This window comes from Leptolyngbya sp. UWPOB_LEPTO1 (assembly GCF_017302695.1).
Taxonomy (GTDB): domain Bacteria; phylum Cyanobacteriota; class Cyanobacteriia; order Leptolyngbyales; family Leptolyngbyaceae; genus Leptolyngbya; species Leptolyngbya boryana.
The window spans coordinates 98,949-117,763 of sequence record NZ_JAFLCJ010000015.1 but is presented as its reverse complement, the minus strand read 5'-3'; the positions used below and the strand labels follow the sequence as shown (position 1 = coordinate 117,763).

Genomic DNA, 18,815 nt, shown 5'->3' with positions numbered 1-18,815 from the left:
ATTCTAGAGGGTGGAACGGGCAAAACGGCTTTTCACAATTTCCAACGGTCTCCAGGACGAAAACCAGTACAGGGTGTGAATCACTTCTAAACTAGAGTCGTCTCGGGTAAAGCTGACGAGCGCAAGATTATTCACACCGACAATTTCCCGTCCGTCTTGAATCCATTTCCACGTCCAGAATTTGAACAGATTGAAATGGAATAAGCCCGCTCTGACCGGAAAGCGATCGAGACTCAAGTCCGTATGTTCGGCTGCCCGTCTCGGAATCCATTCCAGTTCACACTTCCAATCGGGCGAATCGATCGGTTTGGAGCGCTCGATCATATGCGGGGGATGATCCCATCCGAACCATTTTCGCTTAGGTTCTGGAAGCAGCCAGTGTTTTAACCGCGTGTGAATGATGCGCGTAATCAGTTCCTCATTTTTCATCGCACTGCTGGTCAGTTGCATCAGCACACCCGGCGCAGAATCCGTCCTTTGATAAGACAGGCGGATCGTTGAACTGTAATGAATATCACCAGAGAGCACCACGATCGAGTCTCTCAGCTTAAACAAATGGGTGAGCAATTGAGCCAGGGCATCGGTATTGACGTTCCAGGCATCTCCGACATCGGTTGAAAACACTTTCTTTTTCCGCAGTTGCCAATGATGAATCCAATCGATCACTTGCAACCCGAAGAGATTAGTTGGCGCAACGAGAAAGGTCGTCAGGTGCTTGGAGTCTTGGAGCAGCGAGAGTTGCTGAACTAAGGCTGCCGGAGCAATCAACCGGGGCGGCGCGATTTTCTGAGAGACTTGCTCGTGATCTAAGGGATAGCCTCGCCAAGTTCGAGTATCGAGAACCAGGATTTCATGACATTGACTGCGAATGACGAAATGCCAGGTGAGCGCATCCGGATGTCGATCGAGAATGTTGACATCTCCGTCTTGAATGAATTTCGGCAATCCAGTTTTCGGATCTTGAGGCGGCATCCCGACGAGTTTGGAAATTTCTTGCAGCGCAACGCGATCGCTGCCTTGAGAAGCCGACCAAGTTTGCGCCGCATCGAGAAGCCTTGCACCAGATTGCTCCACTTCAAACCGTTCTGGCGTATTTCCCCAGCCTTGAAAGACTGCATAGGCGAGGAGCGCATTCTGCACCACTCTGCGACCCAGAGATCGACCCAGAACTCTCAAACACCAGGCTTGATTTAAATTCCAGTCGTCTGTGACATCATGATCGTCAAAAATCATGTAAGTCGGAATGTTTGCGAGGGCGCGGCGAACTTGCCAGAGCGTATGCACAAATCGCTCTAGATGAGGTTCTGTAGGCTTGAGGATTGCCCAACCAATCTGTGACCAACTGAGTAAATATGTTGCATAGTATTCGCCCAAGCTGAACAGGTGATTTTCGACTTTTTGACGTTTATCTCCGAGTCCACCTGTAAATCCTGCTTGACGAGTCGCAATCTCTCCGCGTTCTTGAGGCTTCAGTTCTGAGGCAGTCATGAACGTGGATTTGAGCGGCAATTTTTCTTGCCATCCTAATAGACTGTCACCGAGTAACGTTGCCGTTTCTAAAAGTCGCGCAGAAACATCGTCTCCATAGATCTGATCGCCCGTTAAAAATAACTGATGAGGACGATCGCGAATTTCTGCCGCAGTGGTTTCCAGCAAGCTGTCTAAGATGGGCAGTGCATCAATTCCATGTCCGTGTGGTTTTCGGCAAGAGCCATGCAAAATCTTGAGATCTTCAATCTGAGTCGGCGGAAGTAAGAACGTTGGTTTTCCGTGATCGAAATAGCTGAGATTGACATCAGGAAAGCGATCGCTGGTTAGTCCTTCTTGCAGTGAACATTCGCCTTGCTCAAATTTGAAGCATAAGTCATAGGCATAAAGTTGGTCAGGCTGAAGCGTAGTCTGGGTTGTTACAGCCACAACATGCAAAGATTCGCCGAGGGCAACTGTGGCGCGCTTGCCCGTGAAGAGGCAGTCGTCGATTGCTTGAGTATGATAAATCCTAAGTTCAACCGTACAAGCTTTTTGTAACGCAACCCAAACCGTCACAACTTCTGGAGCAGTGTGACGTAAGATTGGGCCTGCTAAAACTAGGGGCAATTCAGGATAAGTCATGTCTAAATTCTTGAGTTATCACTCCCAACGTTTGACGCGATCAACGGCTTTCTGCCAAGTTTTGAACTCAGCTTGAATGCGGTCTGATCCACTCGGCTCGAACACTCTATCAATGATCCGCCTATCGACGAGTTGATCATAACTTTCCCAAATTCCGGCACTGAGTCCTGCTGCAAAAGCCGCCCCTTGAACGGTTGTATCTCGAATCGCGGGTCGCTCGATCGCAATTCCTAAAACGTCAGCTTGGAATTGCATCAAGAAATCATTTTCACAAGCGCCCCCATCAACGGCGAGTTTCTGAATCGGAGTTGGACTGTATTTTTCAATTTCATCAATGACTTCTTTGACTTGAAACGCGATCGCTTCTAAAACTGATCTCACCAAATGTTCACGATTTGCCCCTCTTGTGATGCCCAGAAATGCCCCACGCGCGCTCATATCCCAATGAGGTGTTCCAAGTCCACTAAGTGCGGGGACAAAGTAAACGCCCCCATTATCAGGAACACTTGCCGCGATCGCTGCTGTCTCCTGTGCCATTGAAATCATTTTCAACTCATCTCGGAGCCATTGAACACAGGCTCCGCTGGTAAACATGCTGCCTTCGATCGCATATCCAACTTGATCGGAGTGTGTCCAAGCGATCGTTGAGATGAGTTGCTGATCAGTTCTCACGATTTCGGAACCTGTGTGAGCAACCAGAAAGGTTCCTGTCCCATAGGTGCATTTCATTAATCCAGGTCGATTGCAGCCTTGCCCAAACAATGCCGCTTGTTGGTCACCTAAGATCGCAGTAATGGGAATTCCAGCATAGTCTCCAAAATGACTCAGGCTCGGCTGAATCGAGGGCAGAATGTGCAGCGGAATTCCAAAGATATCGAGTAATGTCTGATCCCATTGACCCGTTTTTAAGTTCATCAGTAAAGTGCGACTGGCATTGCTGTGATCCGTTGCATGAACTTTGCCACCTGTGAGATTCCATAAAATCCAACTATCGATCGTGCCTGCTAAAACATTGTTTAGATCAACGCCTTTAACTTGATCGAGTAACCATCGAAGCTTTGTCGCAGAGAAGTATGCGTCGAGCACTAATCCAGTGCGATCGTAAATTTCTCCTTCTAAACCGCGATCTCGCAATTCATTACAAAACGGTGCGGTTCGTCGATCTTGCCAAACAATGGCACGGTGAAGAGGCTTGCCTGTAGTTTTGTCCCAGAGTAAACAGGTTTCACGTTGAACCGTTAAGCCGATCGCTTTGACTTGATCATTGCCGACGGATTTAATCAGCGATCGTGTCGCATTCCAAATCTCTTTAGCATCATGTTCGACCCATCCTGGCTGCGGATAGTATTGGGTTAATTCTTGATAAGCCTGTCCTGCAATGTTGCCTGCTTGATCAAAGAGAAACGCTCGATTTCCAGTTGTGCCTAAATCGAGTGCCAGAATGTACGACATACCTGAGTACTATGGATTACAAAATGCACAATACATTGGATCTGCAACTTGTGACTCAGTTGGCAACAGTTGTTCAAATCCGCAGGTCTGACATCGATAAATTTCCGCCAAAATCAAATCAGTCGGTGCATGACACCAGCCACAGGGTAATCCTCGTTTGATGTCCGAGACTGAGAATCCCGGTTTTGAGCAGTTAGGACAGCTCGATTTCAGTTTTTTGACGAGATCCTGTGTGGCTTGTGCGATCGCGCTCATTCGCGTTGGATTATTCATAGCTCGCATATCGGTCTCCAGATGAACGGGCTTCGACGCTGCATTAATCAATTGCTCAAGCTGCTGAAAATCGCAAACGCCTTTGGTGATTTGATCTTGATCAATCACAACGAGCTTATGCTCTGGAAATCCAACTTTGATGGCAAATTCGCGAGCCTGCTCAAAGTTAGAAACGCTGCGATGAGCAAAATTTGTTTCAAGTGAAATTACTTCGCCAATGATTTCTAAATCGTGAACCGTATCGATTAAGAGTACAATTTCGCGATCGCTCGGCAGCATGGGCATGGCGGGATGCGGTGCGAAGCTCCCTTCTGACGCGATCGCGAAATCGAGTCCGGTTTGCTCGATCGCAGACAACGCTTTTCTGCGTGCAGCTTCGATCTGATCACCAGTTCGAGCAATTTCTCTGGTAAATGTTCCAAACTGATCGGTGTTGAAATCAGGTGGAACGATGATTTTGAGATCGAATTCAGATTCTAAGATGGGCGCGATCGCTTGTTCTTTGCAGTGCATTGTGGCAAGGACAGCCGTTCGACCTTTGAATAAATCCATAGCTCATTCATCTGCTTTTAGCGTTCATATGGTTGTTCGGTTACAAGCCCCGGAACAACTCGGTAATCTTAACTCTCTGCCTACTGCTCTCGCGTTTCAGCTTCAGCCCGCAGCTTTCGGACGTAAGTTTGGCTATCAATGATATCAGGTCGCGAATTAATGACTCCTTCACGCTGCCAGTAAGCAACTAATTCTGTACCTGTTTTAGGTAGGTTTTCTGGTACTTGCCTTGTTGTAAGAATACGCAGAACATACTCAGTTAGGGGCAAGTTTAACCGCGAAGCTTCCGTACAGAGTTCGTGCTCTAGTTCTAGTGGTAGGTTAAGGTTGAGAGGCATTTTTGCGCTCCTGAGTGGGCTTTGCTTCTACATTGATAGTAGCTTGAGCAGAAGACGGAAATCTTTACAAAATCAGCCAGTCGCGATCACACAAGCAGCTATCGGAGACAAAATCGCAGGTTTTTGAATTGGGCTTTGCCTTAGAAGGTTCCTATAATTGAGGCAAGACTTTTCTGGATGGAGCGGCTCATGCCTAGCCTAGTGGTCAAATCGGAACAGATGCCATTACCGATCGATCTTTCTTCGCTCACATCGATGCCAAAGCTGAGTGATCAGCAGTTCTATAATTTTTGCCGAACCAATCCAGATCTAAGAATTGAGCGCAATGCGAATGGAGAGATTATTGTAATGCCGCCAGCTTTTTCCGATACAGGAAACCGCAACGGTAGAGTTTTTGGACAGCTTTTTGTTTGGTCTGAAGCAGATGGAACTGGAGAAGCCTTTGATTCTAGTGCTGGCTTTACTTTACCGAATGGTGCAGTGCGATCGCCTGATGCATCCTGGATTTTGTCTGAACGTTGGAATGCGTTACTTCCAGAAAAACAGGCATCTTTTGCAGAGATTGTGCCTGACTTTGTTGTGGAATTGCGATCGAGCAGCGATACGTTGGTGAGTCTGCAAGAAAAGCTGGAAGAATATGTTGCCAATGGGGTGCGGTTGGGGTTGTTAATCGATCGGAAGAATTGTCAAGTTCATGTTTATCGATCGAATCAAGAACCCGAAATTTTAGATCATCCCGATTCTGTTAGCTGTGAACCTGAAATGCCAGGATTTACGCTGAAGATGGCAAAGATCTGGTAAGCCGGATAAGACCTTTGCATGATTTGCTGGTCAGAAATAAAGCTTGAAGTGTCAAACTCCTTCGTATCTATACAGTTTTAGAAATAGAAATTTTTCTGTGGAAAAGATGAGTTAGGGCTAAATACAGTGATTTGGAAATCTTGCGAGAGATTGTATCTGCGTAAAACCTTTTGAACGGCTGAAGATTTTAGTGCTGTGACACTGGCGCTGAGAAATAATTCCAAGCATCCTAATGATAGTCTGGACTTCTCAAACTCCTTCTGCATCCATTCTCCTAGAGTGCTAATTTCATACCCATGAAAGGGCAAATCATTTAATCGCCATTGGTAATAGTTTTTGTCATGGTAGGCTTCTGTCAGATCAAAATCTTCTTGGGCTGTGAGAAAACTCAATTCAAATTGCCCATACCAAGGAGTGCAGCGCAAGTCCAAACCATGCATGGTTTCAAACTTTAAACGCTTCTGCCATTGATATAACTCTTGCCGAAGTCCATCCGTAAGACGTTTCGTGAAATCATCAATTCCTTGGATTGTCTCTTCGTGGACTATTCCGATCGCAAATTTTCGCACTGCTTCATTCGGATGATCCACTGCTAATTCTAGGACAGACATCATCTCTTCATCGTTAATCTCACGCCAGAAAGACATTTGATCCAAAATCTCAGTAACATTCTTTTGTATGTGAGCATCTGGATCAGCAAGCAATTCAGGAATGTATTCTAAAACTTCTCGATTAGAGGTGTACTTCAGAAGCCATACGGCACTGCGCCGCTTTTCAATGTCATGGCTAGTTTTATAAATGTTGTAGCAATGTTTCATTCCTAGCGGTCTGAGAATTCGTAATATTCCTTCTGCTAGACCCCAGCCTTCTTCTAAATTAATGCAGCATTCAACAGCTTGGGCAAAGAAATCTTCACCAAGTAGTGTCTCGATTGCTTCCAAACTCACCTGACTGCCGTGAATATGAATTGCCCCAAGTTCTGTAGCTAATTTCTCCCAATCAACTTGCATAGCATTTCTAGAAAATCCAAAATCGCGATCGCTTGGCAGTGTAATCAAAGGTTGAGCATAATTTGCCCGAGGTGACCAATAGTCCTAGACTTTGCTCCTAAATTATAGCGATCGCCCAAAATTAATCGTCAAAAATCGCTCTAGGCGGATTAGCATAGAGGAGTGATAGATTTTAACTTGCCTCAACGATCGCTAAATCAAGGGCACTGGTTCAAACTTATCTGTGGAGCCAGTTTCCAACATCTGCCCGCCATTCGCACCTTGTCACTGGTCTATGCGCTTGCGGGGGCGGATTGTGTCGATGTCGCCGCAGATCCAGCCATCGTTTCAACGGCAAGAGAAGCTTTTGCAATTGCTAATCAACTTGCACCAGAAGCCATCCAGCGCGGATTCACCCCCTCAAATCCCTGGCTCATGGTCAGCCTTAACGATGGCGAAGACCCGCATTTTCGCAAAGCAGAATTTAACCCAGAAATTTGTCCGCCAGACTGTTCAAGACCTTGTGAATTGATTTGTCCAGCCGATGCGATCGATCAGACAGGCGTAATCGACGATCGCTGTTATGGCTGTGGGCGATGCGTGCCCATTTGTCCAATCAACCAGATTGTGACTCGATCGTATGTCTATACTCCGGAAGTGATCGCGCCGATGTTACTGCAATCAGGCATTGATGCGATCGAAATCCATACCCAGGTTGGTCGATACGATGACTTTAAACGAGTGTGGAATGCCATCCAACCAGGACTCGATCGCTTGAAACTCATCGCGATTAGCTGTCCAGAAGGCGAAGACTTAATTGATTACCTCTGGGCACTCTATGAATTAATTCATCCCCTACCCTGTGCCTTAATCTGGCAAACCGATGGTCGTCCAATGAGTGGGGATATTGGCGATGGCGCAACCCGCGCCTGTGTGAAATTGGGTGAAAAAGTTCTCGCTACAGACATACCCGGATATATTCAGCTCGCAGGAGGAACAAATCGGCACACTGTACCAAAGTTAGAAGCATCAGGGATGTTGCACAATAGAGATAGTACACCCGCTTCAAGGTGGGTTTCTGGAATCGCATATGGCAGCTATGCCCGCAGTTTACTTTCACCCGTTCTCACTCAACTAGAAGCAAAGGAGATGATGCCCCTGAGCGATTGCTCGAACCTTTCCCCAGGCGCGATAGAAACCGTTCCTGATTTACTCTGGCAAGCTGTTGAACTTGCATCCGAACTTGTCCACCAAATCAAATCCCCAAATCGAGTTCTGCAAGTGATTTAGCATACACAGAGATAGATCAAGCTCCCGTACTCTAAACACCAGATAGGTCTTTTTTCCTATCGTTTTCTCCCATTCTTAGAACACATGGTAGAACAAAGTTTCGTCCCTTTCGAGTCCAATGCCAGTCAGTCTTCTGACCCCGTGACCATGACCGCTTCAGAACATAATCGGATGCAAACAACTGACGACTTAACCAAGCTTTTAGACATTCTGCCGACTCACTTGCGCGATCGTTTAATCGAACATCCTGAACTCGATCGCTTAGTAGAAGTGGTGATGGATTTAGGACGATTCCCCGAAGCCCGTTTTCCAGGCAGAGCTGAATACCTCTCGGATACACCGATTACCAAAGAAGACCTTGCAGAAAGTACGCAAAAAGTCGGTGATTTTGGCGGGGACAACCGGGCAGGAATCGAGAAAACCTTGCACCGAATTAGCGCAATTCGCAATCGGCGCGGTGAAGTCATTGGCTTGACTTGCCGAGTTGGACGAGCCATCTTTGGCACGATCGGGATGATTCGCGATTTGGTCGAAAGTGGTCGATCGATTCTCATGTTGGGTCGTCCTGGGGTGGGTAAAACGACAGCATTGCGAGAAATTGCACGAGTGCTAGCCGATGAACTCGATAAGCGTGTCGTGATTATTGACACATCGAATGAGATTGCGGGTGATGGAGATGTGCCGCATCCTGCAATTGGTCGAGCAAGACGGATGCAAGTTGCACGCCCGGAATTGCAGCACCAAGTCATGATCGAAGCAGTGGAAAACCACATGCCGGAAGTGATCGTGATCGATGAGATTGGAACCGAGCTAGAAGCTTTAGCCGCTCGAACGATCGCGGAACGCGGTGTGCAATTAGTCGGAACAGCACACGGGAACAAGCTGGAAAACTTGATCAAAAACCCGACGCTTTCGGATCTCGTGGGTGGGATTCAATCTGTGACGTTAGGTGATGAAGAAGCTCGCAGACGAGGTTCTCAAAAGAGTGTTCTAGAACGCAAAGCACCGCCGACATTTGATATTGCAGTTGAAATGGCTGAGCGGCAAAAGTGGGTTGTGCATGAAGAAGTTTCAGACACGATCGACCTTTTACTCCGAGGCAGACAGCCTAGCCCTCAGACGCGTGCAACCGATGATGAAGGCAACATCACGATCACTCATGAAACTCCGCAGCCAGAGCCGGGAAAGACTCGTTTAAAAGCGCTTCCTGACAGTGGAGGCTATTCTGACTCGATGCAGGCGCGCGGTTGGCGATCGACGGGTCGGATGAAAGCCGTTGCCAGTTCGACGAATGTTCGCACCTTAACGCCGGAACAGCAATCGTTTGAACGGATGCTGGATGAATCGTTAGGACGCACTTTTGATTCGATGGAATCGGAATCTTTTCCGGGTCCGAATGGAGAAGAATTGCCCCTGCATGTTTATCCGTATGGCGTGAGTCGGCAACAGCTCGATCAAGTGATTCGGACATTGAATTTGCCGATTCATTTGACGAAGGATATGGAGGGAGCAGATGCGGTTTTAGCCCTGCGATCGCATGTGAAAAACCACGCAAAACTGCGTCACTTGGCGAAGACTCGTCAGATTCCAATTCATACTGTCAAGTCGAACAATGTGCCTCAAATTGCGATCGCGCTGAGACGATTGTTGAATATGGAGGAGCCAGGGTTGCCGAGCGAAGCAGAATTGAGTCTGATTGTGCGCGGGGACAATGAGGACGAGATGGAAGCTTTAGAAGAAGCGCGGCTAGCAGTCGAGCAGATTGTGATTCCGAAAGGGCAGCCTGTCGAGCTACTTCCACGATCGTCTACGGTGCGGAAGATGCAGCATGAGTTGGTCGAGCATTATCGCTTGACTTCCAGAAGTTTTGGCGAGGAGCCAAATCGCAGGTTGCGGATTTATCCTGCATAGATTGTTTGATTGACGAAACGATCCGAACTCTGAAAAGTGAAAAGCTCAGAGTTCGGATCGTTTTGCTATGCACCTTCTCGAAGTTTCTCCAGCACACTCCGATCTTCTAGCGTCGAAGTATCGCCTGAAATCTCAACGCCTGCCGCGAGATCTCGGAGCAATCGGCGCATGATTTTGCCCGATCGTGTTTTCGGCAAGGCATCTGCAAAGCGGATTTCACCGGGACGAGCGATCGCACCAATCTCACCGACGACATGCTTCTTCAACTCTTTCGCCAAGTCTTCGCTCGGTTGATAGGTTCCTTCTAGCGTCACAAAGGCGACAATGTCTTGTCCTTTAATTTCATCAGGCTTGCCGACGACTGCGGCTTCTGCAACAGCAGGGTGAGAAACCAATGCAGATTCGACTTCCATTGTGCCTAAACGATGTCCGGCAACGTTGATCACATCATCGACGCGACCCATGACCCAGAAATAGCCATCTTCATCTCGACGTGCGCCATCTCCAGCAAAGTAAATGTACTGGCCGTCTTGAGGTGGAATGTGTTCCCAGTAGGTTTTGCGGAAGCGATCGGGATCTTTATAAACCGTCCGCATCATGCCCGGCCAAGGATAACGGACGGCAAGATAGCCTCCTTCATTGACTCCAGCAGAATTGCCATCCAGATCGACGATATCTGCCAAAATTCCAGGGAAAGGCAAGGTTGCTGATCCGGGCTTGGTTGGAATTGCACCCGGTAGAGCCGTAATCATAATGCCGCCCGTCTCGGTTTGCCACCAAGTATCCACGATCGGGCATTTTTCCTTGCCAATAATCGTGTGATACCACATCCAAGCTTCAGGGTTGATCGGTTCTCCAACTGTTCCTAGTAAGCGCAGGGAAGAGAGATCGCGCGAGTTGGGATGCTCATCGCCCATTTTGATAAAGGCACGAATCGCAGTCGGAGCGGTATAGAAAATAGAAACTTTATGCTTCTCGATCACATCCCAGAAGCAGCCCGGATTGGAGGCACGCGGCGCACCTTCATACATTACAGTCGTCGCACCGTTGGACAGAGGCCCATAAACAACATAGCTATGTCCTGTAATCCAACCTACGTCAGCCGTACACCAGTAGACATCATTCTCTTGCAGATCAAAGATCCACTGAGCCGTCATGTGAGCATAGAGGTTATACCCGCCAGTGGTGTGAACAACGCCTTTCGGCTTGCCCGTACTGCCAGACGTGTAGAGAATGAACAGCATATCTTCACTGTCCATCGGTTCAGCCGGACAATCAGCGGAAGTGTCTTGGATCAAATCGTGCCACCAGATATCGCGATCGCTCATTGCAATATCTTGAGCGGTTCGCTTGACGACGACGACTTTCTCAACTGAAGTCGTGCCTTCTGCCAACGCTTTATCGACTTGGGGTTTGAGGGGCACGATCGCATCTTTGCGCCATCCGCCGTCAGCAGTGACAACGACTTTGACTTCGGCATCGACTAAGCGATCGCGTAAAGCTTCTGCACTAAATCCTCCAAATACGACCGAGTGAGGTGCACCGATGCGGGCACAAGCGAGCATCGCGATCGCGGCTTCTGGAACCATCGGCATATAGATGCCAACCCCATCGCCTTTTTTCACGCCTAAACTTTTTAGAACATTGGCAAATTTACAAACTTCTTGATGGAGTTCTGCATAGGTTAACGTTTTAGAATCGCCCGGTTCTCCTTCCCAAACAATTGCGGGTTTGTTGCGGCGATCGCTGTCTAAATGACGATCGAGGCAATTGTAAGAGAGGTTAATTTTTCCATTGACAAACCACTTGGCAAAAGGTGGATTGCTCCAGTCGAGTACGGTGTCCCACTTTTGGAACCAATGCAGTTCTTGTTCTGCCAATTCTGACCAAAATTTTAGCGGATCAGCTTTGGCGCGATCGTAGAGCGATTTATACTCTTCCAAACTCTTGATGCGAGCTTGCGCGGAAAACTCCGCAGTCGGGGGAAAGAGGCGTTCTTCTTGTAGGATAGATTCGATCGTCGGTTGTGACATCGCAGTATTTCAAAGTAGCTGAGACAAATTGAGAGATTGATCCCTCATACAAAACGATACTGGCTTCTCGCAATGGATCGGTAAATTTGTGAATTTATTAAACTCTTTTTAGATTTTCTACGTCGATTTAATGGTGTTCTTCTAATTTTGCTATGGCTGTCGATATTTTGATTTTGTCGAATGCACCCGGAGAGTTGGCAACTTGGGTAAAGCCAGTTGTGCGAGAATTACGCGCTCAGCTTGGCGATGCACCGAGAATTTCTGTGATGCTCTCGCCTTGCCCGAATGCGAGTGGACAAGAAGCAGAGATCGCGCTGAGTTATCCGGAGGTCGATCGCGTTCAAGCCGCAGAACATTTTTTCTCGTTTCTCTTGTGGGGCAAGACGGCAGACGATTGGGATTGGCACGATCGAGGAGTTGTGATTTTTCTCGGTGGCGATCAGTTTTTCCCCGTTGTGATTGGCAAACGATTGGGATATCGAACAGTCATTTATGCCGAATGGGAAGCGCGTTGGCATCGCTGGATCGATCGCTTTGGGGTGATGAAATCAGAAATTCTCGATCGCGCTCCGGCTCAGTTCGCGCACAAAATCACGGTTGTCGGAGATTTGATGGCAGAAGTTCAAACCCAACAGGTTGCCAGTGCAACTGAAGAATTGATTGGCATATTACCAGGCTCAAAACCTGCAAAATTGATGCAAGGTGTGCCGTTGATGATCGCGATCGCAGATCAGATCAAACTCCATCGTCCTCAGACTCGATTTGTCATTCCCGTTGCACCGACTTTAGATCTACCGGATTTAGCCAAGTATGCTGATCCAAAACAGAATTCGCTTGTGCCCTTGCTAGGGAATGTTTCAGCTCAGTTAGTGGGAGATCGCTTAGAAACACCAAATGGTTTGTCAGTCGAGCTTTGGCAATCCAAAACTGAGCGAGTTCCGATGTATGAAGTACTCTCACAATGTTGCTTCTGTTTGACAACCGTGGGTGCAAATACTGCTGAACTCGGTTCTTTAGGGATTCCGATGGTGGTTATCGTTCCGACTCAGCAAATGGATGCAATGCGGGCTTGGGATGGCATTCCAGGATTGCTTGCCAATCTTCCTGGAGTGGGGGGATGGTTTGCGAAACAGATTAACTCCGCCATGTTAAAGCGGTTAGGATTACTCGCTTGGCCGAACATCTGGGCAAAAGAAATGATTGTTCCAGAGTTAGTAGGTGAGCTAGACCCCAAAGAAGTTGCTAAGTTTATGATCGATTATCTGGATCATCCAGAAAAATTAGCAGCAATGCGCGATCTCTTACGTCAAGTGCGCGGAGAACCTGGAGCCGCAAAGAAATTAGTTGCGATCGTGGCAGAGGAACTCAACCTAATTTCCGGGTAAAAGGCTCCACAGCGATCGCACAATTTGCTCGACTTCAGCAAGAATTTTGTCGGAGCCGATTCCAAAAAATTGTAGAGCAAACACGATCGCAGCAATCAAAAGTGCAGTTTTTAGCGTTGCTTTGAGAACCCGTACTAGCCAGAGAAAGACTAAGACGGTTATGACGATTGAGCCGATTAGCAGAAAGAGATTCATGATGCTGAGCGGAAATTGAGCAAATCTTACTTTAGCGCACTGGCTCCAATGGATTTAGAAAAATCAGTATTTCGTAAATCCGCGTATGCAAAGCGCGCATGTGTTAATTCTGCACCTCGGAATGATGTGCCGATCGCATGTTGTAATTCATACACAATCCAATTGAGTGATACAAACGTCAATCCTAAATACATCAATGTAATGATACTAAAGACAATGCCAAGCGAAAAGTTTGAATTACCAAAATAAGCATTTGCGATCGTACTCCAGAAAAATGTCGCAACATAGCTTGCGATCGCGCCTAACAGACTCACACCCACTTTGAAGCTCGTTCGATACTGAAAGCGCGACAAAAATAACATCATTACACTGTTCAGGACAGTCAGCCCTACGGCAATCTGGATATGATGTTCATCCAAAGACAACAACAGTTGATGCAGCCATTCTGAAGTACTTGGGATGAATACATTCGGTGGAAAGATCAGAGTTTGAATCAGACCCGGATAAAAGAATCCCACTCCAAATCCCACGATCGCGCTAACCAGTACCGCTGTTACGCTCGTTAAAAAATCTCCTAGCTCTGATTTTCGATTGACAGCCGCGATCGCAGAACTGACTCCCGCTAAACTTGTAGCAGCATAGAAAATCGGAACATAAATCGTCCGCGAATCCAGAGGAGATTGTCCGATCGTATTAAAGAGCAATCGCACCATCACATCGCCTACAAATAGCGAAACGAAGATGACGAAGCCACCTAGATAAAATCTTTGCCGCAGCGATAGCCCTGCTTTTGTATCTGAGAAATCTGCTCCACTCAAGATCGCGCCTGTGAAATCGCACCCCCGAATATCTGCGCCTCGGAAATTCATGAATGCCAAATTCTTCCTGCGAAATGAGCGATTCCGGAGATCGTGATTAATATAGTGAGTCATAGGGCGTGAAGAATGACGCACATCTAATTTAATCGGTATGACACAGCGCGATCGCTATAATTTCGGAAAAATTCTGAGCGTTTTTATTCTTTTACTCCTGACGATTCCAATTTTGATCTATGGAGTGCGGCAAAATTCTCGCCCACCGCGGATCGATGAAACGCGATCGCTCTTTCCTGGAATTGCCTACGAACGGCAAGCGCTGTCCAGTCCGCGCCCGATTATGGTGCACAAAATCTCGATCGATCTGACGACTCCAGGCATTCGTCCTTTTGTTAATCCAGGCATTACTTCTAATGATGCAAAAAATTCTCCTAGAAATCGCGAAACAATCGCACGAACCGTAACAGAATTCGTTGACGAATTTGATCTTCAACTTGGGATCAATGCAAATTTCTTCCATCCATTTCGCGAAGAAACTCCTTGGGATTTTTATCCTCATGCAGGGGATGTGGTGAATGCTTTAGGACAAGTGACCTCTAACGGAAAAACCTATTCGGCTGCTGAAGAAGGTTGGTCTGCAATCTGCTTCTTGGCTAAAAATCGAGTTGTAATCGATGAGAAAGGAATTTGTCCAGCAGGCACAGAACAAGCGGTTGCGGGCAATGATCTGCTAGTCAAGAAGGGTCAGCCTTTAGCACCCCCAGATTACGAAGCTGTGAAAGATAAGCCTTATCCTCGGACAGTCATTGCGATCGACAAAACTGGAAAAAAACTCTGGCTCGTCCTGATCGATGGCAAACAGTTCCAATACAGCGAAGGCATGACCCTAAATGAAACATCAACGTATCTGCAAAAACTAGGCGCAGAAACAGCCCTGAATTTAGACGGCGGCGGATCTGTCACGATCGCAATCCAGACTCCCAAAGGTGCAAAAGTTCTCAATTCTCCCATTCAAACGCGCATTCCCCTACGCGAACGCCCTGTTGCAGTGCAGCTTGGCTTTTTTGCTCAAAAAACCTGATTTCCCTACTCCCCACTCCAACATCTGAAAATTGCTGCTAAATTGGGATTTCGATCGCCATCATTCTCCAGATTGAACTTAAATTTTTGCCCAAAGCCCTACCTTCACTGTGATTCACAAGCCCACGAAAGCAGAAATTGCTGCTGCATATCGTCAAACCCTTCCTGATGTCATCGCGCCCGATTTGAACATTCTCTTTAGCGGAATCAATCCCAGTCTTTACAGTGCAGCCGTTGGACATCATTTTGCCCGTCCTGGAAATCGATTTTGGAAGGCAATTCATTTAGCTGGATTTACAGAGCGATTGTTGTCCCCGTTTGAAGATCGGACGTTACTCGATCGAGGATTTGGTCTAACGAATTTGGCGGAACCTGCCACCGCAAGAGCCGATGAACTGACTTCTGAAGATTTCATTGCAGGTCATGAGAAACTTGCCCAAAAGCTCCAGCAATACAAACCGAAGTATTTAGCGGTTTTAGGTGTGAGTGCATATCGGATCGCATTTAATCAGCCAAAAGCTCAGATGGGACGACAACCCGAGACTTTGTTTGACACCACAATTTGGGTCTTGCCAAATCCCAGTGGACTCAACGCGCACTATCAAGTCGATGGGCTGGCGCAGATGTACAAACTTTTACATATGGCAGCCCTAAATCAATTGTGATCTGGGGTGTGAGATGGTGTTGCCTGACTAGCCCCCACTCTCCACTCTTTTTAGCCTCTGAAACTCAAACAGATTGCTACCTTTTCGTAACACAATCTTAATATCTGTCATCTAAGCTTTATGAAGTTTTATGATGAAGGTGGCAGCTATGGCATTAGCCCAATCGTTCAAGCCTAGATTGAATAACGCTTTCAAGCAGTTGATGTCTGTTCACTGGTGGATGAGTGGTGCGTATCTTGTCTTGTTTGTGACGGGCACATTTATGTCACAACTCGATCGTTCTGTAGCTTATCGAGGTTCACTCTACGATTTTCATAAATCGATCGGTGTTATATCGATGGCACTGCTGACTTGGCGAATCTTTCTACTCTTGCAAGTTTGGTGGAAGAAATACACCAAGCGATCGCCCAAATTTACGACTGCTTGGTTTAAGACAGTTGCACTCCATAGCAGTTTATATCTGTTGATGTGGGCAGTTCCGATCGCTGGATTTTTGCTGTCAAATTCATTTCGCCCGAACAACGTAAAATTCTTTGGGATTGTTCTTCCTGATCTCTTTCCGCAGAATGAAGCGATGGTAGAGATTGGTCGAAGTGCGCATTTCTGGCTGGCTTACACGTTCTTAGCGTTGATTGTTCTGCATCTGGTTGCACAATGGAAAGTCGTGCGTGCAAATTGGCGACGATTGATCAACTTACTAAAACCCAGAACCGCATGAAGAAACTGATTGGGAGTACGGCATTATTTTTACTTGTGGGCTGTACTCCGGTTTCGCAAGTCGATGGCGCGCAGTCAGGCATTCGCATCATGCCGCTGGGAGATTCGATTACTCAAGGCGATCGCAATCACAATAGCTATCGGCGATCGCTCTGGCTGAAACTGCGACAAGCTGGATATGACATCAATTTTGTCGGTTCAACGCGATCGCACTATCTGGGCAATCCGCCAAATTCTGATTTTGACCTTGATCATGAGGGACATTGGGGTTGGCAAGCCGATGAGGTTTTAGCGCAAATTGATGGCTGGACAGAACAAGCTAATCCTGACATTGTGCTGATTCATTTAGGCACGAATGACATTCTGAGAGGACAGAGTTTTGAAAGTACGATCGCGGAATTACGATCGCTGATTCAAACAATGCGAAAACGCAATCCGAATCTGAAAATTCTGCTGGCTCAATTGATTCCTTCTCAAGGAGGAGAAACACTGACGCAGCAATTTAATCAGCAGATTTTTGTGCTAGCTCGATCGCTAAATTCCAACACTAGCCCGGTCATTTTGGTCGATCAATTTAGTGGATTTAATGTCAGTCAAGATACTTACGATGGCTTGCATCCAAACGAATCAGGCGAACAGAAAATGGCAAGTCGTTGGTTTCAAGCCTTACAGACTGTAATCTCGAAAAAGCCCTAGCGATTCCAGGCATCTCTGAAGAGAACATGTCCTAAAACGAACAATGTAATGCCTACACCTAGAAATAGAAATTGTAGAAAACTTCCGACTCGAAAGCTCAAGCCAACGGGAATAAAAGCTGAGCCGAGCATCCATAATACGTAGGTAAAACTGCGGCGTGTTCGCGATTCATAATCCATAGGTTTATACCCCAATTTAGTGATTCGATTGTGAACATTTCGCTGATTTTCTGCCTCTCCCTTCTGTTAGAAATGCAAGCTTGATTTTTTGTTCCTCGTCCATAAGAATGATCACAAGAATGCTGAATTGTGGAGAAATGAAATGGCTTCTGATCCGCTCGTTTCCGTTGTAATTGCCGCTTACAACGCAGAAGCATTCATCTCAGACACAATCAAATCTCTGCAAGCACAGACCTATCGAAACTTTGAAGCCATCATTGTCGATGATGGTTCACAGGATCGCACCGCAGAAATTGTGCGATCGTTTGCTCGAAATGACGATCGCATTAAACTGATCCAGCAACCTAATGCTGGAGTTCCAACGGCTCGCAATCTTGCCATTCAGCATTCTTCTGGCGAATATATTGCTCCAATTGATGCTGATGACATTTGGTATCCAGAACGCTTAGCAAAGCATGTTCACTGTTTAGAAACTGCTGATGCGACTGTGGGACTGGTTTACTCTTGGTCGGTGTATCTCAACGAAAAAGGCGAAATCAAAGGCTATTCTCCGTTTGGACAGCTTGGAGCCGTTGAAGGGAATGTGCTTCCGATGCTGGTGTTTTATAACTTTCTCGATAATGCTTGTTCGACGACCTTTCGGCGAGAATGCCTCGATCGAGTCGGTTACTATAATTGTGAATTTGAAACCTGTGAAGATTGGGATCTCTATCTGCGGATTGCAGAATGCTATCAGTTTCGGATTGTGCCAGAGTATCTGATTGGCTATCGGCAATACAGTGGCAGCATGTCTACAAAATGCGTCACGATGTCGAAATTTTATGAATTGATCATGTCTCGCGTTTATCAACGCCACCCAGAATTGCCTCAATATGTGCGGCATTGGGCAAATACAGCGTTCTATAACAATCTGCTGAGTAAGAGCTATTTAGCAGGGGATTATCGATTGATGTTTCGCTGGATGTTTTGCAGTTTGAGAAATGATTATGCGCTGTTGCTGCGTCCAGGAATTTATAAAGTGACTTTGATCGCGATCGTGAAAACGCTGCTCAAACCCTTCCTGATTCCATCAAAACCGACAGAGATCGAGTCTCGAAGTGCCATTGATCAGAATCAGCCCGATTCATCTCCTGAACCGAATTTTTGGAAACCTTATGATCTCGTAATCCAACGCCGCTGGCAGCACGTACTCAAAACGACTCAGATTTAACATCAAACTTTAGGGACGGAGAGGGGGGGATTCGAACCCCCGTTGAGTTGCCCCAAAACGCATTTCGAGTGCGCCGCATTCAACCACTCTGCCACCTCTCCCGATGACATGCCTACCTAATA

The 18,815-nt window shown here is 46.9% G+C and carries 18 protein-coding genes and 1 tRNA gene; 9 read left to right on the top strand and 10 right to left on the bottom strand.

Annotated features, from left to right (window positions below; all coding sequences use genetic code 11):
• Window positions 1-3: 3 nt before the first annotated feature.
• The 4 genes from J0L70_RS21445 to J0L70_RS21430 form a co-directional block, all read right to left on the bottom strand.
• On the bottom strand, window positions 4-2,112 hold the full coding sequence (locus tag J0L70_RS21445) for a metallophosphoesterase family protein (RefSeq protein ID WP_287455802.1): 2,109 nt from the start codon (window positions 2,110-2,112) through the stop codon (window positions 4-6).
• Between the two features lie 18 nt (window positions 2,113-2,130).
• Window positions 2,131-3,564 carry a glycerol kinase GlpK gene (gene glpK / locus J0L70_RS21440; protein WP_287455801.1) on the bottom strand — a complete coding sequence of 478 codons (1,434 nt, stop codon included), beginning with the start codon at window positions 3,562-3,564 and terminating at the stop codon, window positions 2,131-2,133.
• Between the two features lie 9 nt (window positions 3,565-3,573).
• Window positions 3,574-4,389, bottom strand: a complete 816-nt coding sequence (locus J0L70_RS21435; protein ID WP_287455800.1) for a DUF6671 family protein — start codon at window positions 4,387-4,389, stop codon at window positions 3,574-3,576.
• 80 nt (window positions 4,390-4,469) lie between these two features.
• Window positions 4,470-4,727 (bottom strand): hypothetical protein, encoded by a 258-nt coding sequence (locus tag J0L70_RS21430; RefSeq protein ID WP_287455799.1) that lies wholly within the window; start codon window positions 4,725-4,727, stop codon window positions 4,470-4,472.
• Between the two features lie 189 nt (window positions 4,728-4,916).
• On the opposite strand from J0L70_RS21430, the gene J0L70_RS21425 reads away from it, so the two are divergent.
• Window positions 4,917-5,528 (top strand): Uma2 family endonuclease, encoded by a 612-nt coding sequence (locus tag J0L70_RS21425; RefSeq protein WP_287455798.1) that lies wholly within the window; start codon window positions 4,917-4,919, stop codon window positions 5,526-5,528.
• Window positions 5,529-5,605: 77 nt separating this feature from the next.
• On the opposite strand, the gene J0L70_RS21420 is transcribed toward J0L70_RS21425, so the two are convergent.
• Window positions 5,606-6,538, bottom strand: coding sequence for a HEAT repeat domain-containing protein (locus J0L70_RS21420; protein ID WP_287455797.1), 933 nt, complete (start codon window positions 6,536-6,538; stop codon window positions 5,606-5,608).
• 162 nt (window positions 6,539-6,700) lie between these two features.
• Between J0L70_RS21420 and ldpA the strand changes: the two genes are divergently transcribed.
• On the top strand, window positions 6,701-7,807 hold the full coding sequence (ldpA, locus tag J0L70_RS21415) for a circadian clock protein LdpA (protein ID WP_287455796.1): 1,107 nt from the start codon (window positions 6,701-6,703) through the stop codon (window positions 7,805-7,807).
• A gap of 84 nt (window positions 7,808-7,891) precedes the next feature.
• Window positions 7,892-9,718, top strand: coding sequence for a R3H domain-containing nucleic acid-binding protein (locus tag J0L70_RS21410; RefSeq protein WP_353736655.1), 1,827 nt, complete (start codon window positions 7,892-7,894; stop codon window positions 9,716-9,718).
• Between the two features lie 65 nt (window positions 9,719-9,783).
• Here the strand turns inward: J0L70_RS21410 and acs are convergent, their stop codons facing one another.
• Window positions 9,784-11,751 carry an acetate--CoA ligase gene (gene acs, locus J0L70_RS21405; RefSeq protein WP_287455795.1) on the bottom strand — a complete coding sequence of 656 codons (1,968 nt, stop codon included), beginning with the start codon at window positions 11,749-11,751 and terminating at the stop codon, window positions 9,784-9,786.
• 152 nt (window positions 11,752-11,903) lie between these two features.
• Between acs and J0L70_RS21400 the strand changes: the two genes are divergently transcribed.
• Complete coding sequence (locus J0L70_RS21400) at window positions 11,904-13,136, top strand: glycosyltransferase family protein (RefSeq protein ID WP_287455794.1); 1,233 nt, start codon at window positions 11,904-11,906, stop codon at window positions 13,134-13,136.
• Here J0L70_RS21400 and J0L70_RS21395 read toward each other — a convergent pair.
• Both J0L70_RS21395 and J0L70_RS21390 read right to left on the bottom strand, forming a co-directional pair.
• Window positions 13,122-13,331, bottom strand: a complete 210-nt coding sequence (locus J0L70_RS21395) for a hypothetical protein (RefSeq protein WP_017290946.1) — start codon at window positions 13,329-13,331, stop codon at window positions 13,122-13,124. The two genes, J0L70_RS21400 and J0L70_RS21395, sit on opposite strands and share 15 nt — an antisense overlap.
• 26 nt (window positions 13,332-13,357) lie before the next feature.
• Entirely contained in the window at window positions 13,358-14,263 is a 906-nt protein-coding gene (locus J0L70_RS21390; protein ID WP_287455793.1) for a pentapeptide repeat-containing protein, read from the bottom strand.
• A gap of 37 nt (window positions 14,264-14,300) precedes the next feature.
• Here J0L70_RS21390 and J0L70_RS21385 point away from each other — a divergent pair, with 37 nt between their 5' ends.
• The 4 genes from J0L70_RS21385 to J0L70_RS21370 all read left to right on the top strand — a co-directional run bounded on the left by J0L70_RS21385 (window position 14,301) and on the right by J0L70_RS21370 (window position 17,304).
• On the top strand, window positions 14,301-15,227 hold the full coding sequence (locus J0L70_RS21385) for a phosphodiester glycosidase family protein (RefSeq protein WP_287455792.1): 927 nt from the start codon (window positions 14,301-14,303) through the stop codon (window positions 15,225-15,227).
• A 109-nt stretch (window positions 15,228-15,336) separates the two neighbouring features.
• On the top strand, window positions 15,337-15,891 hold the full coding sequence (gene mug / locus J0L70_RS21380; RefSeq protein WP_017290943.1) for a G/U mismatch-specific DNA glycosylase: 555 nt from the start codon (window positions 15,337-15,339) through the stop codon (window positions 15,889-15,891).
• A gap of 148 nt (window positions 15,892-16,039) precedes the next feature.
• Window positions 16,040-16,609, top strand: a complete 570-nt coding sequence (locus tag J0L70_RS21375; RefSeq protein ID WP_242044268.1) for a cytochrome b — start codon at window positions 16,040-16,042, stop codon at window positions 16,607-16,609.
• On the top strand, window positions 16,606-17,304 hold the full coding sequence (locus tag J0L70_RS21370; RefSeq protein ID WP_287455791.1) for an SGNH/GDSL hydrolase family protein: 699 nt from the start codon (window positions 16,606-16,608) through the stop codon (window positions 17,302-17,304). Before J0L70_RS21375 ends, J0L70_RS21370 begins: the two co-directional genes overlap by 4 nt.
• On the opposite strand, the gene J0L70_RS21365 is transcribed toward J0L70_RS21370, so the two are convergent.
• Window positions 17,301-17,483: a hypothetical protein gene (locus J0L70_RS21365; RefSeq protein ID WP_017290940.1), complete on the bottom strand. Its 183-nt coding sequence runs from the start codon at window positions 17,481-17,483 to the stop codon at window positions 17,301-17,303. The genes J0L70_RS21370 and J0L70_RS21365 overlap by 4 nt on opposite strands.
• Before the next feature lie 142 nt (window positions 17,484-17,625).
• On the opposite strand from J0L70_RS21365, the gene J0L70_RS21360 reads away from it, so the two are divergent.
• Window positions 17,626-18,693: a glycosyltransferase family 2 protein gene (locus J0L70_RS21360; protein WP_287455790.1), complete on the top strand. Its 1,068-nt coding sequence runs from the start codon at window positions 17,626-17,628 to the stop codon at window positions 18,691-18,693.
• 16 nt (window positions 18,694-18,709) lie between these two features.
• Here the strand turns inward: J0L70_RS21360 and J0L70_RS21355 are convergent.
• A tRNA-Ser gene (locus J0L70_RS21355) sits at window positions 18,710-18,794 on the bottom strand.
• Between the last annotated feature and the right edge of the window lie 21 nt (window positions 18,795-18,815).

Coding starts and splice junctions, on each gene's coding strand:
- J0L70_RS21360 (WP_287455790.1), top strand. CDS start 17,626: ATGGCTTCTGATCCGCTCGTTTCCGTTGTAATTGCCGCTTACAACGCA.
- J0L70_RS21390 (WP_287455793.1), bottom strand. CDS start 14,263: ATGACTCACTATATTAATCACGATCTCCGGAATCGCTCATTTCGCAGG.
- J0L70_RS21430 (WP_287455799.1), bottom strand. CDS start 4,727: ATGCCTCTCAACCTTAACCTACCACTAGAACTAGAGCACGAACTCTGT.
- J0L70_RS21385 (WP_287455792.1), top strand. CDS start 14,301: ATGACACAGCGCGATCGCTATAATTTCGGAAAAATTCTGAGCGTTTTT.
- J0L70_RS21435 (WP_287455800.1), bottom strand. CDS start 4,389: ATGGATTTATTCAAAGGTCGAACGGCTGTCCTTGCCACAATGCACTGC.
- J0L70_RS21410 (WP_353736655.1), top strand. CDS start 7,892: ATGGTAGAACAAAGTTTCGTCCCTTTCGAGTCCAATGCCAGTCAGTCT.
- acs (WP_287455795.1), bottom strand. CDS start 11,751: ATGTCACAACCGACGATCGAATCTATCCTACAAGAAGAACGCCTCTTT.
- J0L70_RS21375 (WP_242044268.1), top strand. CDS start 16,040: ATGGCATTAGCCCAATCGTTCAAGCCTAGATTGAATAACGCTTTCAAG.
- J0L70_RS21420 (WP_287455797.1), bottom strand. CDS start 6,538: ATGCAAGTTGATTGGGAGAAATTAGCTACAGAACTTGGGGCAATTCAT.
- J0L70_RS21370 (WP_287455791.1), top strand. CDS start 16,606: ATGAAGAAACTGATTGGGAGTACGGCATTATTTTTACTTGTGGGCTGT.
- J0L70_RS21365 (WP_017290940.1), bottom strand. CDS start 17,483: ATGGATTATGAATCGCGAACACGCCGCAGTTTTACCTACGTATTATGG.
- J0L70_RS21400 (WP_287455794.1), top strand. CDS start 11,904: ATGGCTGTCGATATTTTGATTTTGTCGAATGCACCCGGAGAGTTGGCA.
- J0L70_RS21425 (WP_287455798.1), top strand. CDS start 4,917: ATGCCTAGCCTAGTGGTCAAATCGGAACAGATGCCATTACCGATCGAT.
- glpK (WP_287455801.1), bottom strand. CDS start 3,564: ATGTCGTACATTCTGGCACTCGATTTAGGCACAACTGGAAATCGAGCG.
- J0L70_RS21445 (WP_287455802.1), bottom strand. CDS start 2,112: ATGACTTATCCTGAATTGCCCCTAGTTTTAGCAGGCCCAATCTTACGT.
- J0L70_RS21395 (WP_017290946.1), bottom strand. CDS start 13,331: ATGAATCTCTTTCTGCTAATCGGCTCAATCGTCATAACCGTCTTAGTC.